This is a genomic window from Bacillus sp. V3-13 (assembly GCF_002860165.1).
Classification (GTDB): domain Bacteria; phylum Bacillota; class Bacilli; order Bacillales; family Cytobacillaceae; genus Bacillus_BJ.
Genome location: NZ_PGUZ01000017.1, coordinates 88,759 through 111,280, shown reverse-complemented (window position 1 = coordinate 111,280; position 22,522 = coordinate 88,759). Strand labels below are relative to the sequence as shown.

Annotated in this window: 21 protein-coding genes; 2 read left to right on the top strand and 19 right to left on the bottom strand. The window is 44.5% G+C overall.

The genetic code is table 11. The annotated features are described in order from the left end of the window. Window positions 1–11 precede the first annotated feature (11 nt). The 4 genes from floA to rpsU form a co-directional block, all read right to left on the bottom strand. Complete coding sequence (gene floA / locus CU633_RS07585) at window positions 12–995, bottom strand: flotillin-like protein FloA (protein WP_374703354.1); 984 nt, start codon at window positions 993–995, stop codon at window positions 12–14. 28 nt (window positions 996–1,023) lie between these two features. After that, window positions 1,024–2,355 carry an NfeD family protein gene (locus CU633_RS07580; RefSeq protein ID WP_374703353.1) on the bottom strand — a complete coding sequence of 444 codons (1,332 nt, stop codon included), beginning with the start codon at window positions 2,353–2,355 and terminating at the stop codon, window positions 1,024–1,026. Between the two features lie 190 nt (window positions 2,356–2,545). Then, window positions 2,546–2,992, bottom strand: coding sequence for a GatB/YqeY domain-containing protein (locus tag CU633_RS07575; protein ID WP_101659121.1), 447 nt, complete (start codon window positions 2,990–2,992; stop codon window positions 2,546–2,548). A gap of 18 nt (window positions 2,993–3,010) precedes the next feature. Continuing rightward, window positions 3,011–3,184, bottom strand: a complete 174-nt coding sequence (gene rpsU, locus CU633_RS07570) for a 30S ribosomal protein S21 (protein ID WP_101659120.1) — start codon at window positions 3,182–3,184, stop codon at window positions 3,011–3,013. Between the two features lie 200 nt (window positions 3,185–3,384). Here rpsU and CU633_RS07565 point away from each other — a divergent pair, with 200 nt between their 5' ends. Further along, the gene (locus CU633_RS07565) at window positions 3,385–4,308 is read left to right on the top strand and encodes a Na/Pi symporter (RefSeq protein WP_101659119.1); all 924 of its coding nucleotides are present in this window, start codon (window positions 3,385–3,387) and stop codon (window positions 4,306–4,308) included. Window positions 4,309–4,381: 73 nt separating this feature from the next. Here the strand turns inward: CU633_RS07565 and deoC are convergent, their stop codons facing one another. From deoC to gpr, 14 genes are all read right to left on the bottom strand, one after another. Next, window positions 4,382–5,053, bottom strand: coding sequence for a deoxyribose-phosphate aldolase (gene deoC / locus CU633_RS07560; protein ID WP_101659118.1), 672 nt, complete (start codon window positions 5,051–5,053; stop codon window positions 4,382–4,384). A gap of 426 nt (window positions 5,054–5,479) precedes the next feature. Further along, window positions 5,480–6,079 carry a hypothetical protein gene (locus tag CU633_RS07555; RefSeq protein ID WP_101659117.1) on the bottom strand — a complete coding sequence of 200 codons (600 nt, stop codon included), beginning with the start codon at window positions 6,077–6,079 and terminating at the stop codon, window positions 5,480–5,482. A gap of 434 nt (window positions 6,080–6,513) precedes the next feature. Next, on the bottom strand, window positions 6,514–7,866 hold the full coding sequence (gene mtaB, locus CU633_RS07550) for a tRNA (N(6)-L-threonylcarbamoyladenosine(37)-C(2))-methylthiotransferase MtaB (protein ID WP_101659116.1): 1,353 nt from the start codon (window positions 7,864–7,866) through the stop codon (window positions 6,514–6,516). Between the two features lie 5 nt (window positions 7,867–7,871). Then, the gene (locus tag CU633_RS07545; RefSeq protein WP_101659115.1) at window positions 7,872–8,621 is read right to left on the bottom strand and encodes a 16S rRNA (uracil(1498)-N(3))-methyltransferase; all 750 of its coding nucleotides are present in this window, start codon (window positions 8,619–8,621) and stop codon (window positions 7,872–7,874) included. 160 nt (window positions 8,622–8,781) lie between these two features. Then, on the bottom strand, window positions 8,782–9,720 hold the full coding sequence (prmA, locus tag CU633_RS07540) for a 50S ribosomal protein L11 methyltransferase (RefSeq protein WP_101659114.1): 939 nt from the start codon (window positions 9,718–9,720) through the stop codon (window positions 8,782–8,784). Window positions 9,721–9,741: 21 nt separating this feature from the next. Then, on the bottom strand, window positions 9,742–10,860 hold the full coding sequence (dnaJ, locus tag CU633_RS07535; protein ID WP_101659113.1) for a molecular chaperone DnaJ: 1,119 nt from the start codon (window positions 10,858–10,860) through the stop codon (window positions 9,742–9,744). 185 nt (window positions 10,861–11,045) lie between these two features. Further along, window positions 11,046–12,884 (bottom strand): molecular chaperone DnaK, encoded by a 1,839-nt coding sequence (gene dnaK, locus CU633_RS07530; protein WP_101659112.1) that lies wholly within the window; start codon window positions 12,882–12,884, stop codon window positions 11,046–11,048. A 35-nt stretch (window positions 12,885–12,919) separates the two neighbouring features. Further along, entirely contained in the window at window positions 12,920–13,525 is a 606-nt protein-coding gene (gene grpE, locus CU633_RS07525; RefSeq protein WP_101659111.1) for a nucleotide exchange factor GrpE, read from the bottom strand. A gap of 126 nt (window positions 13,526–13,651) precedes the next feature. Further along, a complete protein-coding gene (gene hrcA, locus CU633_RS07520) occupies window positions 13,652–14,683 on the bottom strand; it encodes a heat-inducible transcriptional repressor HrcA (RefSeq protein ID WP_101659110.1) in 1,032 nt (343 codons plus the stop codon). 85 nt (window positions 14,684–14,768) lie between these two features. Continuing rightward, window positions 14,769–15,908, bottom strand: coding sequence for a radical SAM family heme chaperone HemW (gene hemW / locus CU633_RS07515; RefSeq protein WP_101659109.1), 1,140 nt, complete (start codon window positions 15,906–15,908; stop codon window positions 14,769–14,771). A 78-nt stretch (window positions 15,909–15,986) separates the two neighbouring features. After that, window positions 15,987–17,825: a translation elongation factor 4 gene (lepA, locus tag CU633_RS07510; protein ID WP_101659108.1), complete on the bottom strand. Its 1,839-nt coding sequence runs from the start codon at window positions 17,823–17,825 to the stop codon at window positions 15,987–15,989. Window positions 17,826–17,973: 148 nt separating this feature from the next. Further along, complete coding sequence (locus CU633_RS07505) at window positions 17,974–18,318, bottom strand: DUF3679 domain-containing protein (protein WP_101659107.1); 345 nt, start codon at window positions 18,316–18,318, stop codon at window positions 17,974–17,976. 19 nt (window positions 18,319–18,337) lie between these two features. Continuing rightward, a complete protein-coding gene (gene spoIIP, locus CU633_RS07500; protein WP_101659106.1) occupies window positions 18,338–19,543 on the bottom strand; it encodes a stage II sporulation protein P in 1,206 nt (401 codons plus the stop codon). Between the two features lie 71 nt (window positions 19,544–19,614). Continuing rightward, a complete protein-coding gene (gene gpr / locus CU633_RS07495) occupies window positions 19,615–20,739 on the bottom strand; it encodes a GPR endopeptidase (RefSeq protein WP_101659105.1) in 1,125 nt (374 codons plus the stop codon). A 272-nt stretch (window positions 20,740–21,011) separates the two neighbouring features. Between gpr and rpsT the strand changes: the two genes are divergently transcribed. After that, window positions 21,012–21,278 (top strand): 30S ribosomal protein S20, encoded by a 267-nt coding sequence (rpsT, locus tag CU633_RS07490; RefSeq protein ID WP_101659104.1) that lies wholly within the window; start codon window positions 21,012–21,014, stop codon window positions 21,276–21,278. A 131-nt stretch (window positions 21,279–21,409) separates the two neighbouring features. Here rpsT and holA read toward each other — a convergent pair whose 3' ends face one another. Next, window positions 21,410–22,456, bottom strand: a complete 1,047-nt coding sequence (gene holA / locus CU633_RS07485; protein WP_374703352.1) for a DNA polymerase III subunit delta — start codon at window positions 22,454–22,456, stop codon at window positions 21,410–21,412. Between the last annotated feature and the right edge of the window lie 66 nt (window positions 22,457–22,522).

The following is a 22,522-nucleotide window of genomic DNA, read 5'->3' as shown; positions in this document are numbered from 1 at the left end:
GGGCTTTCCTCTTATGATTTCTTGCCGTCATCTTTTTTCTCGCCTGTCATTTTGCCGATTGAGCCCCTCATATCGGTATCAGCCGAGATATTTTGGATATTCATATAATCCATGACACCGATATTGCCTTCCCTTAAGGCTTCTGCCATTGCAAGCGGCACAGTCGCTTCCGCTTCGACAACCTTTGCCCTCATTTCCTGGACGCGCGCTTTCATCTCCTGCTCCTGCGCCACAGCCATGGCCCGGCGTTCTTCCGCCTTTGCCTGGGCAATATTTTTATCTGCTTCAGCCTGTTCTGTTTGAAGCTCGGCACCGATGTTTTTACCGATGTCAACGTCCGCAATATCAATCGAGAGGATTTCAAATGCGGTACCTGCATCCAGGCCCTTTGAAAGGACGGTTTTCGAAATCATATCCGGGTTTTCGAGCACCTTCTTATGGTTGTCTGAAGAACCGATTGTTGAAACGATCCCTTCACCAACACGGGCAACAATCGTTTCTTCACCGGCTCCCCCGACCAGGCGGTCGATGTTGGCACGGACGGTAATTCTCGCTTTTGCTTTTACTTCGATTCCATTCATTGCCACGCCGGAAATAAACGGTGTTTCGATTACTTTTGGATTAACGCTCATTTGCACTGCTTCCAATACGTCGCGTCCTGCCAGATCAATTGCCGCACTGCGCTCAAACGATAGGTCGATATTGGCACGGTGGGCGGCGATCAATGCATTGACCACCCTGTCAACGTTGCCGCCGGCAAGATAATGGCTTTCAAGCTGGTTTGTCGTTACATTTAATCCGGCTTTATGCGCCTTGATTAACGGATTAATGACGCGGCTGGGGATAACCCGGCGCAGCCTCATTCCAATCAGTGTGAAAATACTTACTCTTACTCCGGCGGCAAGGGCCGAAATCCACAGCATGACCGGCACAAATGTCAATAATATTGACAGCAAAATGATGCCGAGTACGATGGCTACTAACATAAATAACATGGTTGCTTCCATTCAATCTTCCTCCTGGTTAATCGTTTTTATCCAAATCAGGAATTTCCCTGACCACGATCCGCGAGCCCTCTGCTTTAATGACTCTTACTTTGGCTCCCTGCAATATAAAACCGCCTTCACTGACTACGTCAATGCGCTCATCCTCAATCACTACCGTGCCTGCCGGGCGCAGGGCGGTTAAGGCATAGCCTTCAAGGCCGACCAGTTCCAGGCGGTTTTTATTGGACACATAGCCGCTTTCAGTGCTTGTTGAATCGGTTAAGATCATCTTTTTAAACAGTCTCATTTTTTTACCAAACACCTTTACTAATAAAATAGATGCCAAAATGGACACTCCGATTGCAATCAACAGCGATATACCCATATGAACGACATTATCCGCAGCTAAAAACAAGCTGCCCAGGATCGCTGCAAATCCAAGTATACCGGCAATTCCGCCCGGAACAAAAAGCTCGAGGATGAGCAGGCCGATTCCGATCACGAAGAGAATGAAGGTTTCGTATCCAGCCAGCCCGGCGACGAGGTGGCCGTAAAAGAATAATAAAAGCGCCGACAAGCCCATGAAGCCAGGAACTCCAAAGCCGGGTGAGTACAGCTCCAGAACAAGCCCGAGACTTCCGATTGTTAATAAGATCGGCACAACGATCGGGTTGGTGATAAAGCGGGCAACCTTTTCCGCAAAACTTTCTTCAACAGTCCGGACTTCAGCATCGGAAAAGCCCAGCTTTGCAATGAGTTCATCGAGATTGTTCACGGTTCCTTCTGAATATCCGACTTCCAGTGCCTCATCACTTGTTAACGTCAGCAATTTCCCCTGGCCGGCCCCGTATTCAGACAAATCATTGTCTTCGCTGGCCATCGCAATCGCAAATTGCGGGTCCCTGCCAGCATGCTTTGCGGCGTTTTCCATTTCCTTCAGCCAGTAGGATTCCGCCTTTTTACCGGCTGTATTTCCCTGCTGGTCAATGATCGCTGCAGCGCCCATCGTCGAACCGGGAGCCATATAGATTTCGTCCGTATACAAAGAAATATATGCTCCGGCTGATAAAGCCTGCTTGTTGACGAAGCTGACCGTTCTAACGTCTGTTGCCGCCAGCAGCTTGCCTATTTCCGCTGCTGCATCAACAGTGCCTCCGGGAGTATTTATTTCAAAAATAATAGCAGCGGCGCCCTCCTCTTCGGCGGTCTGTACGGCCCGGGTCAGGAAACCCAAAAGGCCCTTTTCAACCGTTTCCTCAAGCGGAACAACATAAACACTTTCATCCTTTGCAGAACCTTTGGATGGAAACACGATTGCCAAGAAAGCAAGTAAAAGAGCTATGACTATAAAATAGCGGCGTATTGTCACACCCTTCCCCCCTTTCTCCATTTATATTGTTTATCTATTTACGTTTTCCGATAAAGAAAGATTCATTTTGAGCCAAAAATATTAATGTTAATTTTTATCATTTCCTTATTTGATCCTGAACATATGTAAAGGAACGCCGAAAATACAAAACGGACCGCAGGCAAAAGCCTGCGATCCTGTTTCATTCAAATTATGAAAGGTGTTGTTGTACAAGTTTATTTACAAGCGATCCGTCTGCTTTGCCTTTAACCTTTGGCATAATCGCAGCCATCACTTTGCCCATATCAGCTTTTGACGATGCACCTGTTTCCGAAATCGTTTCTTTCACGATTTCCGTAACTTCCTCTTCGGAAAGCTGTTTTGGCATATATAGATCGACGTACTGTAATTCAGTGCGAATCTTTTCAACAAGGTCTTCACGACCTGCTTTTTCAAATTCCTGGAGGGAATCCTTACGTTGTTTTACTTCGCGAGAAAGGACTGTTAACTCTTCTTCTTCGGATAGCTCTTGTTTGCCAAGCTTAATCGCTTCGTTTTGCATCGAAGCTTTGATCATCCGAATCACAGTGAGTTTGTCTTTTTCCTTGTTTTTCATCGCCTGTATCATATCACTATTTAAACGCTCGAGAAGACTCAAGTAAAATTACACCCTCTCTTACCATTTACGTTTTCTTGCAGCTTCAGACTTTTTCTTGCGCCTTACGCTAGGCTTTTCGTAGAACTCGCGCTTTCTGGCTTCCTGTAAAGTACCAGTTTTAGATACAGTGCGTTTGAAACGACGAAGAGCATCTTCAAGCGATTCGTTTTTGCGAACGACAGTTTTAGACATTCTCTTTCCCTCCCTCCGAGCACAACCCACTAACATTCCTACATGAAATTCATGTACTTTGCAATTATAATATAATGCCCGTGCAAGGTCAACTGAAATTAGCCTTCACCTGTGGTCTCATGCAATTATTCAATTGTCTGTCTATTTCAAGGCATGTCATTTCCATTCGTCCCATATGATTTAGGAAGGGAGTGAAGGACATGCTTTTGATGCTATTTTTTATCCTGTTCATCGGGATGTTTATTTTTGGCATGACGATTTTAAGAACAGGCTTGTTTAATTTATCAGCCGGCTCGCTTAAATTGTGGATGGCCCGCCTTACAGCTTACCCAATAAAAGGGTTCCTGATTGGAATATTGGTCACGGCCATACTTCAGAGCAGCTCAGCTGTTATGGTGATCACAATCGGAATGATTTCGGCCCGGCTGCTGACCTTTCCGCAATCGATTGGCATCATCCTTGGCACCAACATCGGTACGACATTGACAGCGGAGTTTATCACATTTGATCTTGATTCCAGCCTGCTTCCGCTGTCCGTTACCGGTGCCATTCTGATCGCATTCAATCATAAAAAAGTGCAGAGTGCTGGCATGATCATCTTTGGGATCGCTACGGTATTCACTGCGATGAGAGGCTTTAAATACATGGCAGCGCCTTTGTCAGCCATGCCTTACTTTGATAATTTGTTAACATTTTTGAATGACAGCCATCTGTTTAGCATCATGGCAGGAACAGTCATCACGGCGATTATCCAGTCAAGCACTGCCGTAATTGGAATGCTGATGGGCTTTTTAACAGCGGAGCATTTAAGCCTCGAGTCTGCGGTTGCGATTATGTTTGGCGCCAATATCGGCACATGCATAACCGCATATATTGCCTCGATCACTGCAGGCAGAGAAGCGAAGCTCGCTGCCTACGCCCATATATGGCTCAATGTTCTCGGTGTTGCCGCTTTTTTTCCTTTTATCAAAATACTTGCGGATGCTGCTCCATTAACTGCGGACGCTATTGACGTACAGCTTGCCCATATCAGCGTTATCTTTAATGTCGTTTCGTCAATAATTATCCTCCCTTTTGCAGAAAGGTTTGGGCAAATAATACTATGGATTCATGACCGAAAATGATTTTTTTCCTTTTAGAAATAATAAACACCCTTAAACTGGACTAGGTTTAAGAGCGTTTATTCGTTTTTATTAATTAATAGTCTGAGTCACCGGTTAAACCTTTTACGATCGAAACACCTGAGCTTGCACCGATTCTTGTTGCACCTGCCGAGATCATCGTTTTCGCATCATCCGCGCTTCTAATTCCGCCGGATGCTTTTACGCCGATGTCGGGGCCAACCGTTTTTCTCATTAAAGCAATATCTTCTTTTGTAGCGCCGCCGGTTGAAAAGCCTGTTGATGTTTTTACAAAATCGGCTCCAGCCTTGACTGCAAGTTCGCATGCGCGAACTTTTTCTTCTTCAGTTAACAGGGATGTCTCAATAATCACTTTTAGCAATGCCTTGTTTTTTGCTGCTTCGGCAACCGCACGGATATCACTTTCAACTATGTCATAATTTCGATCTTTTAAAGCGCCAATGTTGATTACCATATCGACTTCACCAGCACCGTTTTCAATCGCATTTTTCGTTTCGAAAGCCTTTGTTGCGGATGTTGTTGCCCCAAGCGGAAAGCCAATTACCGTACATACCTTAACTTCCGTGCCGCTCAAAAGTTCGCTTGCGTATTTAACCCATGCCGGGTTGATACAAACGGAGGCAAAATGATGCTGCTTTGCTTCCTCGCACAGGTTCTTTATTTGTTCTTTTGTCGCATCTGCTTTCAATAGTGTATGATCAATCATGCTTGCTACATTTTTACTCATCTTGAACTCTCCTTTTAAAATGGAAGGTTGTCCGTACCTCTCTAATCATATCATTGTATGGTTGAAATTTCGAGAATAAATTATAAAAATGCAATCGGTTTCAGACTTGCTCTTTGCAGCAGTCATTAACCATTCAGTTCGATCGTTATGCGGACGTGAAACCCGCAAAAGGAAAAAGAGTAAAATTCAGATCAAATAGCGCAAATAAATATAAACAGTTGAAATAACAATCGACAGGATCATTAACGGAAAGCCTATTTTTAAATACTTATAGAAGCTGATGTAGTATCGGCTTTCATTTCTTATCTTTTTAGGCTAATAACCCTTACCTCATTTACACATCTATATTTATCTAATTACTTGTTCCAAAACACATCCTGTTATATTCAATCTCTTTTTTTAACCATTGAAATTTACTCAATTATTTCAATGACCATAATTAATAATGTGTACATCGTCATCATTGCCATTTTTAGAAATAATGAACGTAAATCCTTGTGTGCTAGATGAATTTAACAAAACCAATTTTCCCTTTTGCAAATTGTAATATTGCCCTTTCATGGAGATGTTCTGATTTTCTCCTTGACTATCCACAGAAATATTTCCCTGAATTAAATTTCTTAGATCAAGTTTGCCCAGGTTGTTAAAAAGCCTTTTTGCGGTTGTTAAATTTTCATACTGCAGCCATTCGTCTGCATAACTGACATTTAATATGGTTTCCTGTTGTGAGCAATTACGGACACATTGTTTAAAATGAGTAATTTTATACCTTTCTTGTTTCTCTTGAAAATTTATCAAGTCATACTCAATGACGCTTATTACATTATTTTTATCTAGTTCAATACGAAAATTTTCTATTTTTGTATTTGTGGGCAGGTTTTCTTGATTAGATAACGTTTCCCAGTAATTATTAAAATTAGTATCGTAAAAGGATGAATCATTTAACAAATAATGACTTTTCTTGGCGGATTCACAACTAATTAAGAGTAAAGAAACTATCAACAGGATTATAATTTTTTTAAGCATCCTTACGATTTCCTTTCATTTAAAATAGAACTTCCTCTAAAAAACGAGGAAGTTCATCTTTTGTTCACTGAAATATATTTTTTCTTTATGTTATTCTCCTGATGAGTTACTTTGTCTTAAGCATCATTAACACCAACAGGGTTACAATATATAGAAATTTTTTACCATATATCCCCTCCTTATTTACAACTATAAACCAAATACTGAATTTATGGTTATTGTTTACAAATAATTCACAGTTTTTGGGAGATAAGTCCCTTCTACTAATGGTTGCTACATTTCTTTATACTCAGAAAATATACATTCAGTAAATTTGAAGAAACCCGAATGCTTCCTTCTCTCCTTTCTTTTAGTAAATATTTATTAATACCACGTTTGTTGATAATTCCACTAAAAAAGGGATTGCTATCATTTACAATAGCAATCCCTTTTTATTATACTGCCGCTTCTTCCTTCATTTCCGTGTCTTCGATGACGCGGACGAATTGTCCTTCGTTGAATGGATAGCCGGCTTTGGCAATTTTCACTTTTACAATTTGGCCGATCATTGTTTCATCAGCCGGGAAAACAACCTTTAAATAATTATCGGTGTAGCCAACGTAAAGACCGCTGTCAGGCTCGTCTTTAAAGATTTCTTCCGGAATGACTTCAAGGACTTCGTTTTCATATTTTGATGCATATTCTTTCGCCAATTGATCGGACAGGGCGATCAGGCCGTGAACGCGTTCGTTTTTAACCTCTTCGTCTACCTGGTCTTCCATTCTTGCTGCCGGTGTTCCGGTCCGCTTTGAGTAAGGAAAGACATGGAGTTCGGAGAATTGATGTTCTTTAATGAAATGATAAGTCTCCATGAATTCTTCCTCTGTTTCTCCAGGGAAACCGACGATGACATCGGATGTGATGGCCAAGCCCGGCAATGCTTCTTTGAGGCGGTTCAGGCGTTCAGCGAAGAACTCCATCGAGTATTTTCTGCGCATTCGTTTTAACACTGTGTTTGATCCTGATTGAAGAGGAATATGCAAATGGCGGACAACCATTTTTGACTGGCCCAGCACTTCAATCACTTCATTGGTAATTTGGCTTGCTTCAATCGACGAAATTCTTAATCGTTTTAAGCCTTTTACCTGCGCTTCTAAATCTCTGAGCAGCATCGCCAGATTGTAATCCTTCATGTCTTCGCCATAGCCGCCGGTATGAATTCCGGTCAGGACGATTTCCTTATAGCCGGCATCGACAAGCTGCTGCGCCTGGCGGATAACTTCCTTCGGATCGCGTGATCTCATTAAGCCGCGCGCCCATGGAATGATGCAAAACGTGCAAAAATTGTTGCAGCCTTCCTGGATTTTAAGCGACGCCCTTGTGCGATCGGTAAATGCGGGCACATCAAGCTCCTCATAAACCCGATTCTTCATGATATTGCCGACACCATTGATCGGCTGCCGCTCTACTTTAAACTGTTCGATATACTCAAGCATTTTAACCCGGTCCTGTGTGCCGACCACAATATCAACTCCGGGAATGGCCATAATTTCGGCAGGAGATGTTTGCGCATAGCATCCGGTCACGCAGATAACAGCATCAGGATTTTTTCTGATTGCCCGGCGGATGACCTGGCGGCTCTTTTTGTCTCCGGTGTTCGTTACAGTACAGGTATTAATAATATACACGTCTGCCGTGGATTCAAAGTCGACACGGTCATATCCTTCCTGCTTAAACAGCTGCCAGATTGCCTCTGTTTCATAATGGTTCACTTTGCAACCAAGTGTATGGAAAGCTACTGAAGGCATCTATTTCACCTCATCAATTCAAAATGATAGGAAACGGCGGCGAGCGCATAGAGCGGGGCCGTTTCTGTTCTTAATATTCTTGGTCCAAATCCGCATGAGATAAACCCGGCTTCTTTCAGTTGTGCAATTTCCTGGTCGGCCAGGCCGCCTTCAGGTCCGAACACAATCAGTATTGACTGGCCTTTTTCAACAGATGCGAATGTTCTCGAAAGCATCGATGACTCACCGGCTTTGGCATCTTCTTCATAGGCGACAAGCTTGAAATCATAACCGCGGCTTAAAGCCAGGAGCTCCTTGAACATGACCGGTGCTGCCACTTTTGGGAGCCGGCTGCGGTGCGACTGTTCCGCAGCTTCCTTGGCAATCTTTTGCCACCGTTCCACTTTTTTGCCGGCCTTTTTATCGTCCCATTTAACAATCGAGCGGGCTGCAGTAAAAGGGATAAATTCATAGGCTCCAAGCTCGGTTCCCTTTTGGATAATCGTTTCGAGTTTATCCCCTTTAGGCAGGCCGCTCGCGATCGCTACCCGAACTGGCAGCTCGGATGATCCTTCTTCCCATTTTACAACGGTTGCGATTACAAGGTCATCGGTAATTTCTGCAATTGTGCAGACCGCACTCTTGCCGTCGGATGCGGAACAAATAATTCGGTCACCTATTTTTCCCCTCATGACCCGGACAATATGGTGCCTGTCTTCACCGGAAATATAAAAGCGCCCTTCTGAAGCAGGAGCGTTAACAAAATACCTTTGCAAGCCGTGCACCTACCTTTAACCTTTCATTCACGAATTTTTTAACCAGGGGACCCATACCGCAGATTTTACTATATTCTCATTGCTAATAAAAGCAAGCCGTTTATCGTGCAATTCCGCAAAAAAAGGGGGCAAAAACAATTTATGTGCCCCTTTTGGTGAATCAGCGCCTTTTCGCGATGATCGCAACCCAATCTTCCATTTGAATCGTTTCTTCGATCTCAAAGCCGGCCTGAACGATTGCTTCCCTTACTTGCTGCTTTTTCTGGGCGATAATTCCGGAAGCGATGAAATACCCGCCCTGCTTTACGACCCGTGACACATCATCGGTAAAACGAAGAATGACCTCAGCCAGTATATTGGCTACAACGACATCTGCACCTTCTCGAATGCCATCCAGCAAATTGTTTTGTGAAACGGTACAGCGATCCTGGACTTTATTGAGCTTAATATTGAGCCGGGCCGCTTTTACTGCAATATCATCGAGATCAAGAGCCTGAACCTGGTCCGCCCCCAATAAGGCAGCGGCAATGCTCAAAACCCCCGAGCCTGTTCCGACATCAATCACGCGGTCCCCTTGCTTCACCGTTCGCTCCAAAGCCTGAATGCACATAACTGTTGTAGGATGGGTTCCCGTGCCAAAAGCCATTCCCGGATCGAGTTCAATGATTAGTTCATCACTGTTCACCGGGGTGTAGTCTTCCCAGGTAGGAACGATCGTGAATTTCTCGGAAATCTTCACTGGATTATAATATTTCTTCCAGGCTGTTGCCCATTCTTCTTCGTTGACTTCACTAATTGTTACTTCGTTCAGGCCGATATCAATGTTGTGAATGATCAGGTTGTTAATGGCTTCTTTGATTTCGTCTACAGTTTCACCAAGAAAGCTGTTAACCGGGAGATACGCTTTTACAATAACGCCTTCTTCCGGATAGTCATCAGGATTAAGTTGGTAGATTTCCCCGAACTGGTCTTCCCGCTCCTTCACAAGGTCGGCCGGATCTTCAATAACTACTCCGCTCGCTCCGGCTTCATGCAATATATTTGAAATCGGTTCAATCGCCTCATTCGTAGTCTGAATGCTGATTTCTGACCATTTCATTTCCTGCCAGCTCCGTTTCCTTTATTCTCCCTTAAAGGCACGCTTCACTTTTTCAAAAAAGCTCTCCTCGTGCTCCCCCTGGGGAACCGACCCGCTCACTTCAGCAAATTCATTCAAAAGCTGTTTCTGTTTCTCTGAAAGCTTTGTCGGAGTAACGATCTTGACTACTACATGCTGGTCGCCCGTACCATAACCCCTGACATTAGGCACACCCTTCCCTTTTAAGCGGAATCGCGTGCCCGTTTGTGTTCCTGCAGGGATCTTTAGTTTGACTTTTCCGTGCAGGGTCGGCACTTCTATTTCGTCTCCCAGCGCAGCTTGGACAAAAGTAAGAGGCATTTCACAATAAATATCATCGCCATCCCGTTCGAAAAACTCGTGGGAACGGACATGGAAGACGACATATAAATCACCTGGAGGTCCACCATTAATACCCGGCTCTCCCTGGCCGGAAACGCGCAGCTGCTGCCCGTCATCAATACCGGCAGGAATTTTCACGTTAATCTTGCGGCGTTTTGTCACCTTGCCGGTTCCACGGCATGTTGGACATTTTTCCTTAATTTCTTTGCCTGTTCCGTTACAGTGGTTACATACCCTGCGGTTGACAATTCTGCCAAACGGAGTATGTTGCTCCACATTCAGCTGGCCGGTACCGTGACAGTGCCGGCACGTTTCCGGTTTTGTTCCCGGTTTCGCCCCGGACCCATTACATGTATCACAAGTCTCTTCACGGGGAATTTCAATATTTGTTTGTTTGCCAAATACAGCCTCTTCAAACGATAGCGTCATTGTGTATTGTAAATCTGCACCCTGTCTCGGCGCGTTTGGATCCCTGCGCCGGGTGCCACCGCCGAAAAATGTATTGAAAATATCCTCAAAGCCGCCAAAGCCTCCAAAATCTCCGCCGCCAAAGCCCTGATTCGGATCAGTATGGCCGAACTGGTCATAGTGGGCGCGCTTTTGGTCGTCGCTCAACACTTCATATGCTTCTTTTACTTCTTTAAATTTTTCATCTGCATCTTTTTCTTTGTTAATATCGGGATGATATTTTTTAGAAAGCTTTCGATAAGCTTTTTTTATTTCATCCTTCGAGGCATTTTTGCCAACTCCAAGCACTTCGTAGTAATCCCGTTTACTCATGAAACCACTCCCCGATTTCCTGTCACATAAAGGTTATTGTATCATTTCAGACTAAATTTGTGCAACATTCCCATGGCGCGCCGGCAGTGTGGTTTTACCAAAGCAAAAAGCGCTTATCCTTCGCCAAAGAAAAAGCCAAAGCCAAGGATGACCTGACTTTGACTTTCCTTAAGAAGCTGAAAGGATTATTTATTGTCCTTATCGTCCTTAACCTCTTCAAATTCTGCATCAACTACATTGTCTGCTTTGCCGGCTTCCTGTCCTTCAGAGCCTTGAGCAGCCTGGGCCTGTTTCGCCGCTTCTTCATAAAGCTTGACTGTCAAGTTTTGGACGATTTCCTGCAAGGCATCCTTCTTGGCGCGAATTTCTTCGAGCTCATTCTTTTCAATTGCCTGTTTTAGAGCATCCTTCGCTTCATTTGCTTTCGCAACCTCAGCTTCGTCCACTTTTCCTTCAAGATCCTTCAAAGTTTTCTCGGTTGTGAAGACAAGCTGGTCTGCTTCGTTGCGCAGTTCCACTTCTTCTTTCCGCTTTTTATCTGCTTCGGCATTTTCTTCTGCTTCTTTAACCATGCGTTCGATTTCTTCATCCGATAAACCGGTAGATGATTTAATCGTGATTGCCTGCTCTTTGTTTGTACCTAAATCTTTTGCGCGCACATTGACAATTCCGTTTTTATCGATATCAAAAGAAACTTCGATTTGCGGAACTCCTCTTGGTGCCGGCGGAATATCGGTCAATTGGAAACGGCCAAGCGTTTTATTGTCTGCCGCCATTGGCCGCTCCCCTTGTAAAACGTGAATGTCAACCGCTGTTTGATTGTCTGCAGCTGTTGAGAATACTTGCGATTTCGAAGTCGGAATCGTCGTATTGCGCTCGATCAGCTTTGTAAACACACCGCCCATTGTTTCAATACCCAATGAAAGCGGGGTAACATCAAGCAGGACAACGTCTTTAACGTCCCCGGAGATGACCCCGCCCTGAATCGCAGCTCCCATCGCTACGACTTCATCCGGATTCACGCCTTTATGCGGCTCCTTGCCAATCTCCTTTTTAATCGCTTCCTGAACAGCCGGAATTCTCGTCGATCCTCCGACAAGAATGACTTTATCGATCTCTGCTGGAGATATGCCTGCATCTTTTAGCGCCTGGCGTGTAGGACCCATTGTTCTTTCAACAAGGTCTGCTGAAAGCTCATCAAATTTTGCTCTTGTCATCGTTACTTCCAGGTGAAGCGGCCCAGCTTCCCCTGCAGTAATAAACGGCAGTGAAATTTGTGTTGAGCTAACACCTGACAGGTCTTTTTTCGCTTTTTCAGCGGCATCCTTTAAGCGCTGCAGCGCCATTTTGTCTTTTGAAAGGTCAATGCCATTGTCTTTTTTGAACTGGTCAACAAGATAGTCGATGATCACCTGGTCAAAGTCATCACCGCCAAGGCGGTTGTCACCTGCTGTTGATTTTACTTCAAATACTCCATCGCCCAGCTCAAGGATTGATACGTCAAAAGTACCGCCGCCAAGGTCATACACGAGAATGGTTTGGTCTTCATCCATTTTATCAAGTCCATAAGCGAGGGCAGCAGCAGTCGGCTCATTGATGATCCGCTCTACTTCAAGACCGGCAACCTTACCGGCATCCTTTGTCGCCTGGCGCTGTGCATCGTTGAAATAAGCGGGCACTGTAATGACGGCTTTTGTAACTTTTTCTCCTAAATATTCTTCAGCATAAGATTTAAGATATTGAAGAATAATCGCTGAAACTTCCTGTGGAGTATATTCTTTTCCCTCTGCTTCCACTTTATAAGCGGTTCCCATGTGGCGCTTAATCGAGATGATCGTATTAGGGTTTGTAATCGCCTGGCGTTTGGCTACTTCCCCAACCTGGCGTTCACCGTTTTTAAAAGCTACGACAGAAGGTGTTGTCCGGTTTCCTTCCGGATTGGGAATTACCTTCGGTTCGCCGCCTTCCAGCACGGCTACACAAGAGTTGGTCGTACCCAGGTCAATACCGATTATTTTGCTCATCGTGTTTTCCTCCCATATCTAATATGTAGTTATATCTATTGGCTTACCTTTACCATTGACGGACGAATGACCCTGTCCTTCAGCTTGTACCCTTTTTGAAATTCTTCAACCACTATGTTCGGTCCATAATTTTCGTCTTCAACTTGCATGACCGCCTGGTGAAGACGGGGATCAAATTCTTTGCCGACTGCCTCAATCGGCTCAACCCCTTCTTTTTTAAGAGCATCAAGCAAGCTGCGAAATACCATTTCCATTCCTTGCAGCACGGATTTGGCTTGTTCATTTTCCACTTCCATTTTTAACGCTCTTTCAAAATTGTCGATAGCAGGCAGCAGGTCTGTGATTAAGCTTTGTGCTCTATATTTTTCACGGGCTTCAAGATCGAGTCTTGAACGCCGGCGGAAATTATCGAGATCGGCTTGCAAACGTAAATAGCGGTTGTCCGCTTCCTCCAGCTTGGCTTCGAGCTCGGCTATTTTGGCATCGGCCTCGCTTACCTCATCTGTCGCTTCCGTTTTAATTTCAGCGTCCTCCGGTGAATCGCCTTCTGCGAATACCGGTTCGATTATTTCTTCCCGCTGGTTTTCTTCCGTTTGGCTGGCTGTTTGTTCAAATTCGTTGTTATTTTTTTCTTCTGCCAAATTGCTCACCTCCCTTAAAGATATACGATTACCCGCCCGATCGGTTTCAAGTCGAAATCGTGTTTGCGGGCAGGGGCATGGAAAGAAAAGGGTGAGTTTTTCCACCCTTATTCAATATTTCCAGCGCTAATTACTTTGATACAGTTTTGATAAAACGGTCGTTAAATCTTTGCTGATCAACTGCAGGATGCTGACAACTCTTGAATATTCCATACGTGTTGGCCCAATTATCGCAATTGTCCCGATCTTTTCCGCACCCATTGAATAAGTTGCTGTAATGAGACTGCAGTTTTCCATCGCCGAATTGTTGTTTTCACGGCCGATTTTAATATTGATCCCATGCGGGTTTTCGCGGACCAACTCGTAGATGCCATCCTCCTGCTCAATCATTGCCAGCAGTGAGCGGATCTTTTCAATGTCATGAAATTCGGGCTGGCTGAGCATGTTGGTTTTACCGCCAACGAATAACTTCTCGTTTGTCGGCAGCTTTAACGTTTCCGCAAATGATTGCAGCATAAAGTCATAGTTTTGAATGTGCTGCCTGAGGAGCGCAGCCACCTCTTTATGAATTTTTTCGTTCAGGCGGACAAGCGGAACGCCTACAAGCCGATCATTCAATATATTGACCATTTTTTCAAGATCGCCGCCATCGATCGATTCCGGCAGCTGAAACATCCGGTTTTCGACATGGCCCGTATCGGTGACAATAACTGCGATTGCGGCTTCCTGATTTAAAGGGACAATTTGAATTCTCTTTAATTTGTGCTCCATCACATCAGGCCCTAAAACAATCGAAGTGTAATTCGTCATTTCCGACAGAATCTTTGCCGACTTTTGGACAATTTTTTCAAGCTCGTATATTCGCTCTGCAAAAATCGATTTAATTTTGTGAACCTCGGTCCTGTTCAGTTTTTGCGGAGACAACAAATGGTCAACGTAGTAGCGGTAACCTTTCTCAGACGGAATTCTTCCTGATGAGGTGTGTGTTTTTTCAATAAAACCCAATTCTTCCAAGTCAGCCATTTCATTGCGAATCGTAGCCGAACTAAATGAAATATCGTGTTTTTTCGACAAGCTCCGAGAACCGACAGGCTGGGCAGAACGAATAAAATCATCAACGATCACTTGAAATATTAATAATTGACGATCTGTTAACAAGTTCATCACCCCTGTTAGCACTCTTATTGAATGAGTGCTAAATCTTAATAATAAATTATCAAACAACAGGGGAAGCTGTCAACGATTAGCTTACTCCAATAAAGGATTGAAACACTTCATTGCCGAGCAGCCTGCCATTCTTTGTGAGATAAATATGTCCGTTGTTCACCTCGAGCAATCCCCTGCCCTGCATTTCTTTAATCCCGTCGGCAAAAACGACGCGTGGATCAACGCCGAACTTCTCGGAAAATTGTCGAATCGAAACTCCTTCCGTCATTCTTAAACCGAGGAACATTTCTTCCTCTTTCCGCTCTGCATCGGTCACTTTGTGTAGGTCCATAGCAGGCAAACGGTTTTCTGCCAGTGGGTCCATGTATTTTTTCAAAGGACCGTAGTTGGAAATTCTGTATCCGTCTGTGTAGCTGTGTGCGCCAGCCCCGAAACCGTAGTACGGCGCGTTCGCCCAGTATGTGATATTATGCCTGCTTTCAAAGCCGGGACGCGCAAAATTGCTGATTTCGTACTGCTTAAATCCGTGCTGATCCATTTGTTCCATCAGCAGTTCAAACATGGCTGCTTCCGTTTCCTCTCCGGGTCTCGGCAGCTGCCCTTTTCTCATCAAATTATAAAAAACCGTTTTTGGTTCAATGATTAATGAGTAGCCTGAATAATGCTGGATATCGAGAGAAAAAGCTGTCTCGAGGGTGTCACGGAAATCGTCGAGCGTTTGGCCGGGAAGGCTGTAGATCAAATCGACACTTATATTTTTAAAGCCCGTCTGCTTGGCAAGGTCAATCGACTTAAACACATCTTCGCGGCGATGGGTACGGCCAATTCTCTCTAAAAGTTGATCGTTAAAAGTTTGCACCCCAAAGCTGAGCCGATTTACACCCGCTGATGCCAAAATCTGCAGCTTTACTTTAGACAGATCACCCGGATTTGCTTCAAAAGTGAATTCAGTATCTTGATTGAATGGCAGCTTGTCTTTGATAATTTCACAAAGCCTGTAAAGCTGCTGTTCATTTAAGGCTGTCGGCGTTCCCCCGCCTACAAAGATCGAATTCAGCGGTTTGGCCGGATATTTTTCCAGGGTAAGCCCGATTTCCTTTGCCAATGCTTCCAGGTAGGCGTCAACCGGCTGGCCCTTCAAAAATACTTTATTAAAATCGCAATAATGGCATATATGTTCACAAAATGGGATGTGGATATAAGCTGCTTTTATCATCTGCTTCACAACCTTTTGTTCATTTAATAGGAAAAGAGGCTAGAGCAGGCATGTGCCTCAGTCTACCCTCTTTAAAAATTATTTCTTCGTGTTGTTGCTGTCGTCCATTTTTAAAACAGCCATGAAGGCTTCCTGCGGCACTTCAACCGAGCCAACCTGCTTCATGCGTTTTTTCCCTTCCTTTTGCTTCTCGAGCAGCTTCCGCTTTCGGGAAATATCGCCGCCGTAGCACTTGGCGAGTACGTTTTTCCGCATCGCTTTGATCGTCGAGCGGGCGATAATCTTTTGCCCGATTGCCGCCTGGATCGGCACCTCAAACTGCTGGCGCGGGATTAGGTCTTTTAATTTCTCAACAATGACTTTGCCGCGTTCATAGGCAAAATCTTTATGCACAATAAAGCTTAATGCATCGACCTGTTCGCCATTTAAGAGAATATCCATTTTAACAAGCTTTGACTCCTTATAGCCGATCAATTCATAATCAAACGAAGCATAGCCCTTAGTCGAAGATTTTAGCTGATCGAAGAAATCATAAACGATTTCCGATAATGGGATTTCATACACGATGCTGACGCGCGTTTCATCCATGTATTGCATGTCAATGAAGATGCCGCGCTTGTCCTGGCAAATCTCCATAATTGCTCCAACATAGTCGTTTGGCGCCATCATCGTTGCTTTCACATACGGTTCTTCAATCCGGTCAATCTTTTGCGGATCCGGCATAGCGGCAGGGTTATCGACCTTGACCTCAGTGCCGTCTGTCATGATTACATGATAGATAACGCTTGGTGCCGTAGTGATCAGATCAATTTTAAACTCCCGCTCGATCCGCTCCTGGATGATTTCCATATGAAGCAGGCCTAAAAATCCGCAGCGGAATCCAAATCCCAATGCCTGTGACGTTTCCGGTTCAAATTGGAGAGCAGAATCGTTCAGTTCCAGCTTTTCAAGCGCTTCGCGAAGATCATTGAATTTCGCGCTGTCGATCGGATACAGGCCGCAGTATACCATTGGATTGAGTCTCCGGTATCCTGGCAGTGCTTCGGTCGCGCCGTTCTTCGCGTTTGTAATCGTGTCGCCAACGCGTGTGTCGCCGACATTTTTGATGGCGGCTGTTAAAAAGCCGACATCACCGACAGATAACTCATCACGGGAAACGGCTTTTGGCGTGAACACGCCCACTTCCGTTACTTCAAACTCTTTGCCGGTCGCCATCATTCTGATCTTGTCGCCTACTTTTACGGTCCCTTCGACGACGCGGATGTATGCGACAACACCGCGGTAAGCATCATATAGTGAATCAAAGATAAGCGCCTTTAAAGGGGCATCCGGGTCACCCTTTGGTGCGGGCACTTTTTCAACGATTTGTTCGAGAATTTCTTCAATTCCAATCCCGGCTTTTGCGGAGGCAAGCACGGCTTCGGAAGCGTCCAGGCCGATCACCTCTTCAATTTCAGCGCGGACCCGTTCCGGATCGGCACTCGGCAAATCGATTTTATTGATAACCGGAAGGATCTCCAGATCGTTGTCAAGCGCTAAATAAACATTTGCCAATGTTTGGGCTTCGATTCCCTGTGCGGCATCAACGACAAGAATCGCTCCTTCACAGGCAGCAAGGCTCCGCGACACCTCATAGGTAAAATCGACGTGTCCCGGCGTATCGATTAAATGGAAAGTATATTCCTCTCCATCTTTTGCGCGGTATTTTAACTGAACGGAATTCAGCTTGATCGTAATTCCACGTTCTCGTTCAAGGTCCATTGAATCAAGGAGCTGATCCTTCATTTCTCTTGATGTAAGAGCATTCGTTTTTTCCAGGATGCGGTCTGCCAAAGTCGATTTTCCATGGTCGATATGCGCGATAATGGAAAAGTTCCGGATTTTCGATTGTCTTTTCAGTCTTTCTTCTCTGTTCATTAGGTTCACTCCTACTATACTCGCACATGTACACTATTTTTGATTATATCAGCAGGGTTGGCAAGATTCAACGAAAAGTCCCGGCGCTGTAATTGGAGCAGCAAAAAGGTTTAGGAAAACAGAGAAAAAACGGGCCATGCTGGCCCGCTTAAGATGATTCGATTAACCCCGTTATCGATTCGAACAGTTTTTTCGCCGCTGCTGTTATCCCATCAGCCGCCTTTTTACCCATATCCGAAAAAAAGTTGTATGCTTTCATTTTTTCAAGCTTGGCTTTTTTTTCTTCAAGGTCATGGCTTGAAATATCATTGCCAAGAACGGTTGCCTGATATTCACCTTGATCGGCTTCATTGACGATAAACGCGCCGCGGAAGCCGGAATCCTCATACCCTTTCATTTTGTGGATCCCGCCGTTGGCATGCTGCATCCCGACAAGCACGGACACAAACATTAACGATGCTATCAATGACACCTTAAGCATGAACATTTTCATAACGGATCACCCAATTTTATTAATTCTCTTGTTTATTTTCTTCGAGCGTCTTGTTGACTTGTTCGGCCTGCCAATAATATTCACTGAATACATCAGCAAGCGCGGCAGCCGAGCGGTTCAGTTCATCAAATGTATTGTCGACACCGCCGAACTCGATCAGCATGGCGTTTTCTGATAAGTCCTGGTTATACAAGCTATTATTCCCCTCATCCTTGTGCGCAATAATTCCCCGGCTCAAGCCCGGCCCGTACTTCTGGTCGAGCAGCTTATGAAGCTCATTTGCAAGCTTAAGATTTTTTTCGTAATTCGGGTTTCTTTCACCGATCACAAAAGCAAGCTTCGCATATGATTGCCCATTAATTTCTTTAGTCGTATGCTCTCTCCTTCGAGAATCGCGATGGATATCAATCAAATAAGTAAGATCGCGGTTGGCAGTAACCGCTGCCTCGACAACAGCTCTTGATTCTTGATACGATTTCGGGTAGCCCAAACCTTTTTGCTTCAATAATTGCTGAATATCGGTTTTGTCCACCAATGTTCCGATTCCTCTGCTCTCCAGTTCTTCCTTGAGCTTATCGCCAATTTTTGTAACATTGATTTCCGAGTGCTGGGCCAGGTCGGGGTCTGTGACCCCCTCTAAATACGGAAGAAATGATTCGCGGTTATGCGAAAAATAAACATAGACAACCTGTTTACCGCCTGTCGTGATAGGCGGAGTTTCGTGTTTACCATCATCTGCCGGCGGTTCGATATCCTCTGTATTCTTCAAGGCTGCTTCCTGTTCATCCCTTAATACGTCGATTGGCGGGGCTGATTCTATCGGCATATTTGTATAGTTGGTACCTTCGCCGGCAACAAGAATTTTTCCGTCAAATATTGAGAAACCCGGAAGTTCTCTCCCTAAAAAGCTGCGCGGATCATCGAGATTGACATTGGTTGACAATTTGAATATGAAGCTTGACAGTGCCGGCGAGCCGCTTTCAGGAATGGCTTGCAGGAAATGATGGTTTTCAAAGCCGATTAATTGATAGAGCATTTCCCCGGTGACGTTTGCCGCTGTATTGTAAACCGATGCAGAGGTAATTCGATACTCCGGCTTCAGAGCGGTTAACGTACCGCTGATTGAAAAAGACATCAGCAGTAAAAGCAATATCGCAAGAACAGCCTTTATGATGCTTGTCCCCTGTACAGCCATAATGATTCCTGATTGCTTATAATGTTTCATCGTTCCACCTCTCTTGGCAAGTCTAGTAAATTCTATGACATTGCTAGAGAAGATAGAACCGCAAATATCTATTATTTCGTATAGTAGCCTGTGTTGTCCTGGTTCACTGCCTTATGGAGAGCCGCATTCAATCCGTTTGCGATCAGGTTGGCCATGTCCTCGACAAAGACATCAACCTCTTTCGGCGTGACCATCAAATTATGGCCGAGCGGTGACAATACCTCGTGTATTAATTGCCTTTTTTCTTCATCAGGCAGAGTTCCGACTATTCCCAAAAAGGTTTTTCGATGCTGCTCCCCCGGCATGTCGTCTTCAGTCAGTTTTCTTGGTTGCCCAAAGTTCATTCCAGCCGGCGTAAGCGAACGGGAAGGCCGCCCGCCTTCTGTCATTTCTTTGCCAAAATGTTTAAGGATATAATCAATCGTATCGCTTGTGATTGATACAGCATCGACGACCGTTGGAACTCCAATCGCAAAAACGGGAATTCCCAGCGTATCTTTGCTTAATTCCTTTCGTTTATTCCCTACTCCCGAGCCGGGATGGATTCCCGTATCGGAAATTTGAATCGTTGAATTTACTCTTTCAATCGATCTTGAAGCCAGGGCATCAATCGCAATCACAAAATCGGGTTTTGTCTTTTCAACAACCCCGACAATGATATCGCTCGTCTCGATGCCGGTCAGCCCCATGACGCCGGGAGACAGGGCGCTGACAGGCCTGTAGCCAGCTTCGACATTTTCGGGCTGCAGCTCATATAAATGCCTTGTAACAAGGAGGTTCTCGCACACCAACGGCCCGAGAGCATCAGGTGTGACATTCCAATTTCCGAGGCCGACGATCAGGCAGGATGCTTGATCGCCAACCCCGCTCTCCCGTAAAAAATGGGAAAATTCATCGGCAAATACTCTCTCTACCTGCATTTGCAATCCTGTATCCTTTTGCCTGATGCCCATCACTTCAAGCGTTAAATAACGGCCTGGTTTTTTGCCAATCGTTTGCGCTCCTGCATCATTAACTTCAACGAGTGAAACTTTTATCCCGTTTTCTTCTTTTTCTTTAATGACGACTCCTTTAATTTGCGAAATATCCGCCTGCTGGCGGACAGTCTTATTCTGAGCCTCAAGAACCATTTCCCGGGCCTCTACAGCTAAATCTGTGCGAACACTATACTGGCTTAAATCAAGCTCTTCCTTCACGCTATCCCTCCTGTTAAGGCTTTTCCCATCATGTCTGTCCGCGATTCTTGATGGCCGAATCGTCTATGTAAGATTACTCTCCTTCATTTTTCCAACTATCACTATCTTTTCCTCATTTTCATAAAAACATTCACATGAAGCGCCGGCAAAAAAGCAGGGTATTGCATTATGAGCAACGGTTTGATAAAATATCTTTTGTTCTTAATTATTGTTACCTGAGATGGGAAAATCGAGTTAATATAACCTCGAAAGTTTTAGGGGAGGTGAACGGAATGCCAAACATTAAATCTGCTATTAAGCGTGTAAAAACAAGTGAGGCAAGCAATGCTCGTAATTCTACTGTGAAATCAACCATGCGTACTGCTGTAAAGAAAGTTGAATCAGCAATCGGTAACAACGACGCTGCTGCTGCAACTGCTTCTTTCTCTTCAGCTGCAAGTAAACTTGATAAAGCAGCGGCTAAAGGGCTAATCCACAAAAAAGCTGCGGCACGTAAAAAATCCCGCTTAATGAAAAAAATGAACTCTTTGAACGCTTAATGATGAAAAAACGACCTTTCGGGTCGTTTTTTTGTTTTTAGCATTATAAATGGTAAATAGGTTCCGGTTTTCCGCGATTAACCTGCATATATTTTATCCGCGAAATGCCCACATCTGCGATTGCGTTTCGGTTAAGCTTGCAGGCTGTAGTCATGCAAGCGAAGCAGGAACATTTCAATCAACAGTTCTTTTGCCATGCCGCCTGTCTTCATCTGATAATCTGCTTCGGCGAGCATACTGATGATTTTCGAGAGATCCTCGTCTGTAAACATGCTCGCTTGCCCGGCCGCGAGCTTGATTCGAAACGGGTGGATTTTTAAATAGCTCGCCATTTGCTGCTGCCCGTATCCCCGCCGCGCCAGGTCCTTCACTTGATAAATGAGCCGGAACTGCCCGGTTATAATTGCTAAAATTTTGATCGGCTCTTCATTTTGCTTCAGCAGATCATAATATATTCTCAGCGCTTCATCGATTTTTCGGTTGACCACTTTGTCGACGAGGGCGAATATATTTTGCTCCAATGATCTTGATACAAGCTTTTCGACCGTTGCAGGATCGATTCTTTTTTCTGCATCGGCGTACAGCGAAAGCTTATCGAGCTCACTTGTCAGCATAAACAAATTTGTCCCGGCGAGGGCAAGCATCATTTCGACTGCATTCTCATCAATCTGAATGCCATTTAGCGCGGCTCTCTCTCTAATCCATACTTTCAGCTCTTGTTCGTTTTGTTTTTTCGCTTCAAGTGTAACTGCCTTGTTTTTTAGTTCTTTCGTAATTTTTTTGCGTTCATCCAGTTTTTCATAAGGAGCGGCAAACACCACAACGGAATATGGGGCTGGTTCTTTCAAGTAAGCCTCGAGCTTTCCAAGGTCATGCTCCACTTTTTCCTTTGTTTTTTCCGAGGTAAGAAACACAGGATTATGTACAATAATCAGTCTTTTTTCGCCGATAAATGGAAAGGTTTCGGCATCTTCGAGGACGGCTTCGATTGGTGTTTCCTCCAGATCATAAGAAGAAAAGTTAAAATCAGCCTCTTCTTCATTTAAAACATTTTTCAACAGCAGCTGTTTCGTTTCATTAATAATAAATGATTCATTGCCATATAATAAATAAAGCGGGGCAATTTGCTTGTTTTTAATTTGTCGCCATAAATCGTTAATCAATGTCCTTCGCTCCATTCAATCATGTAACTACTCTTATGGTAAAGAAGCCTGGACAATTTGGCAAGTGGATAAAGGGAATTG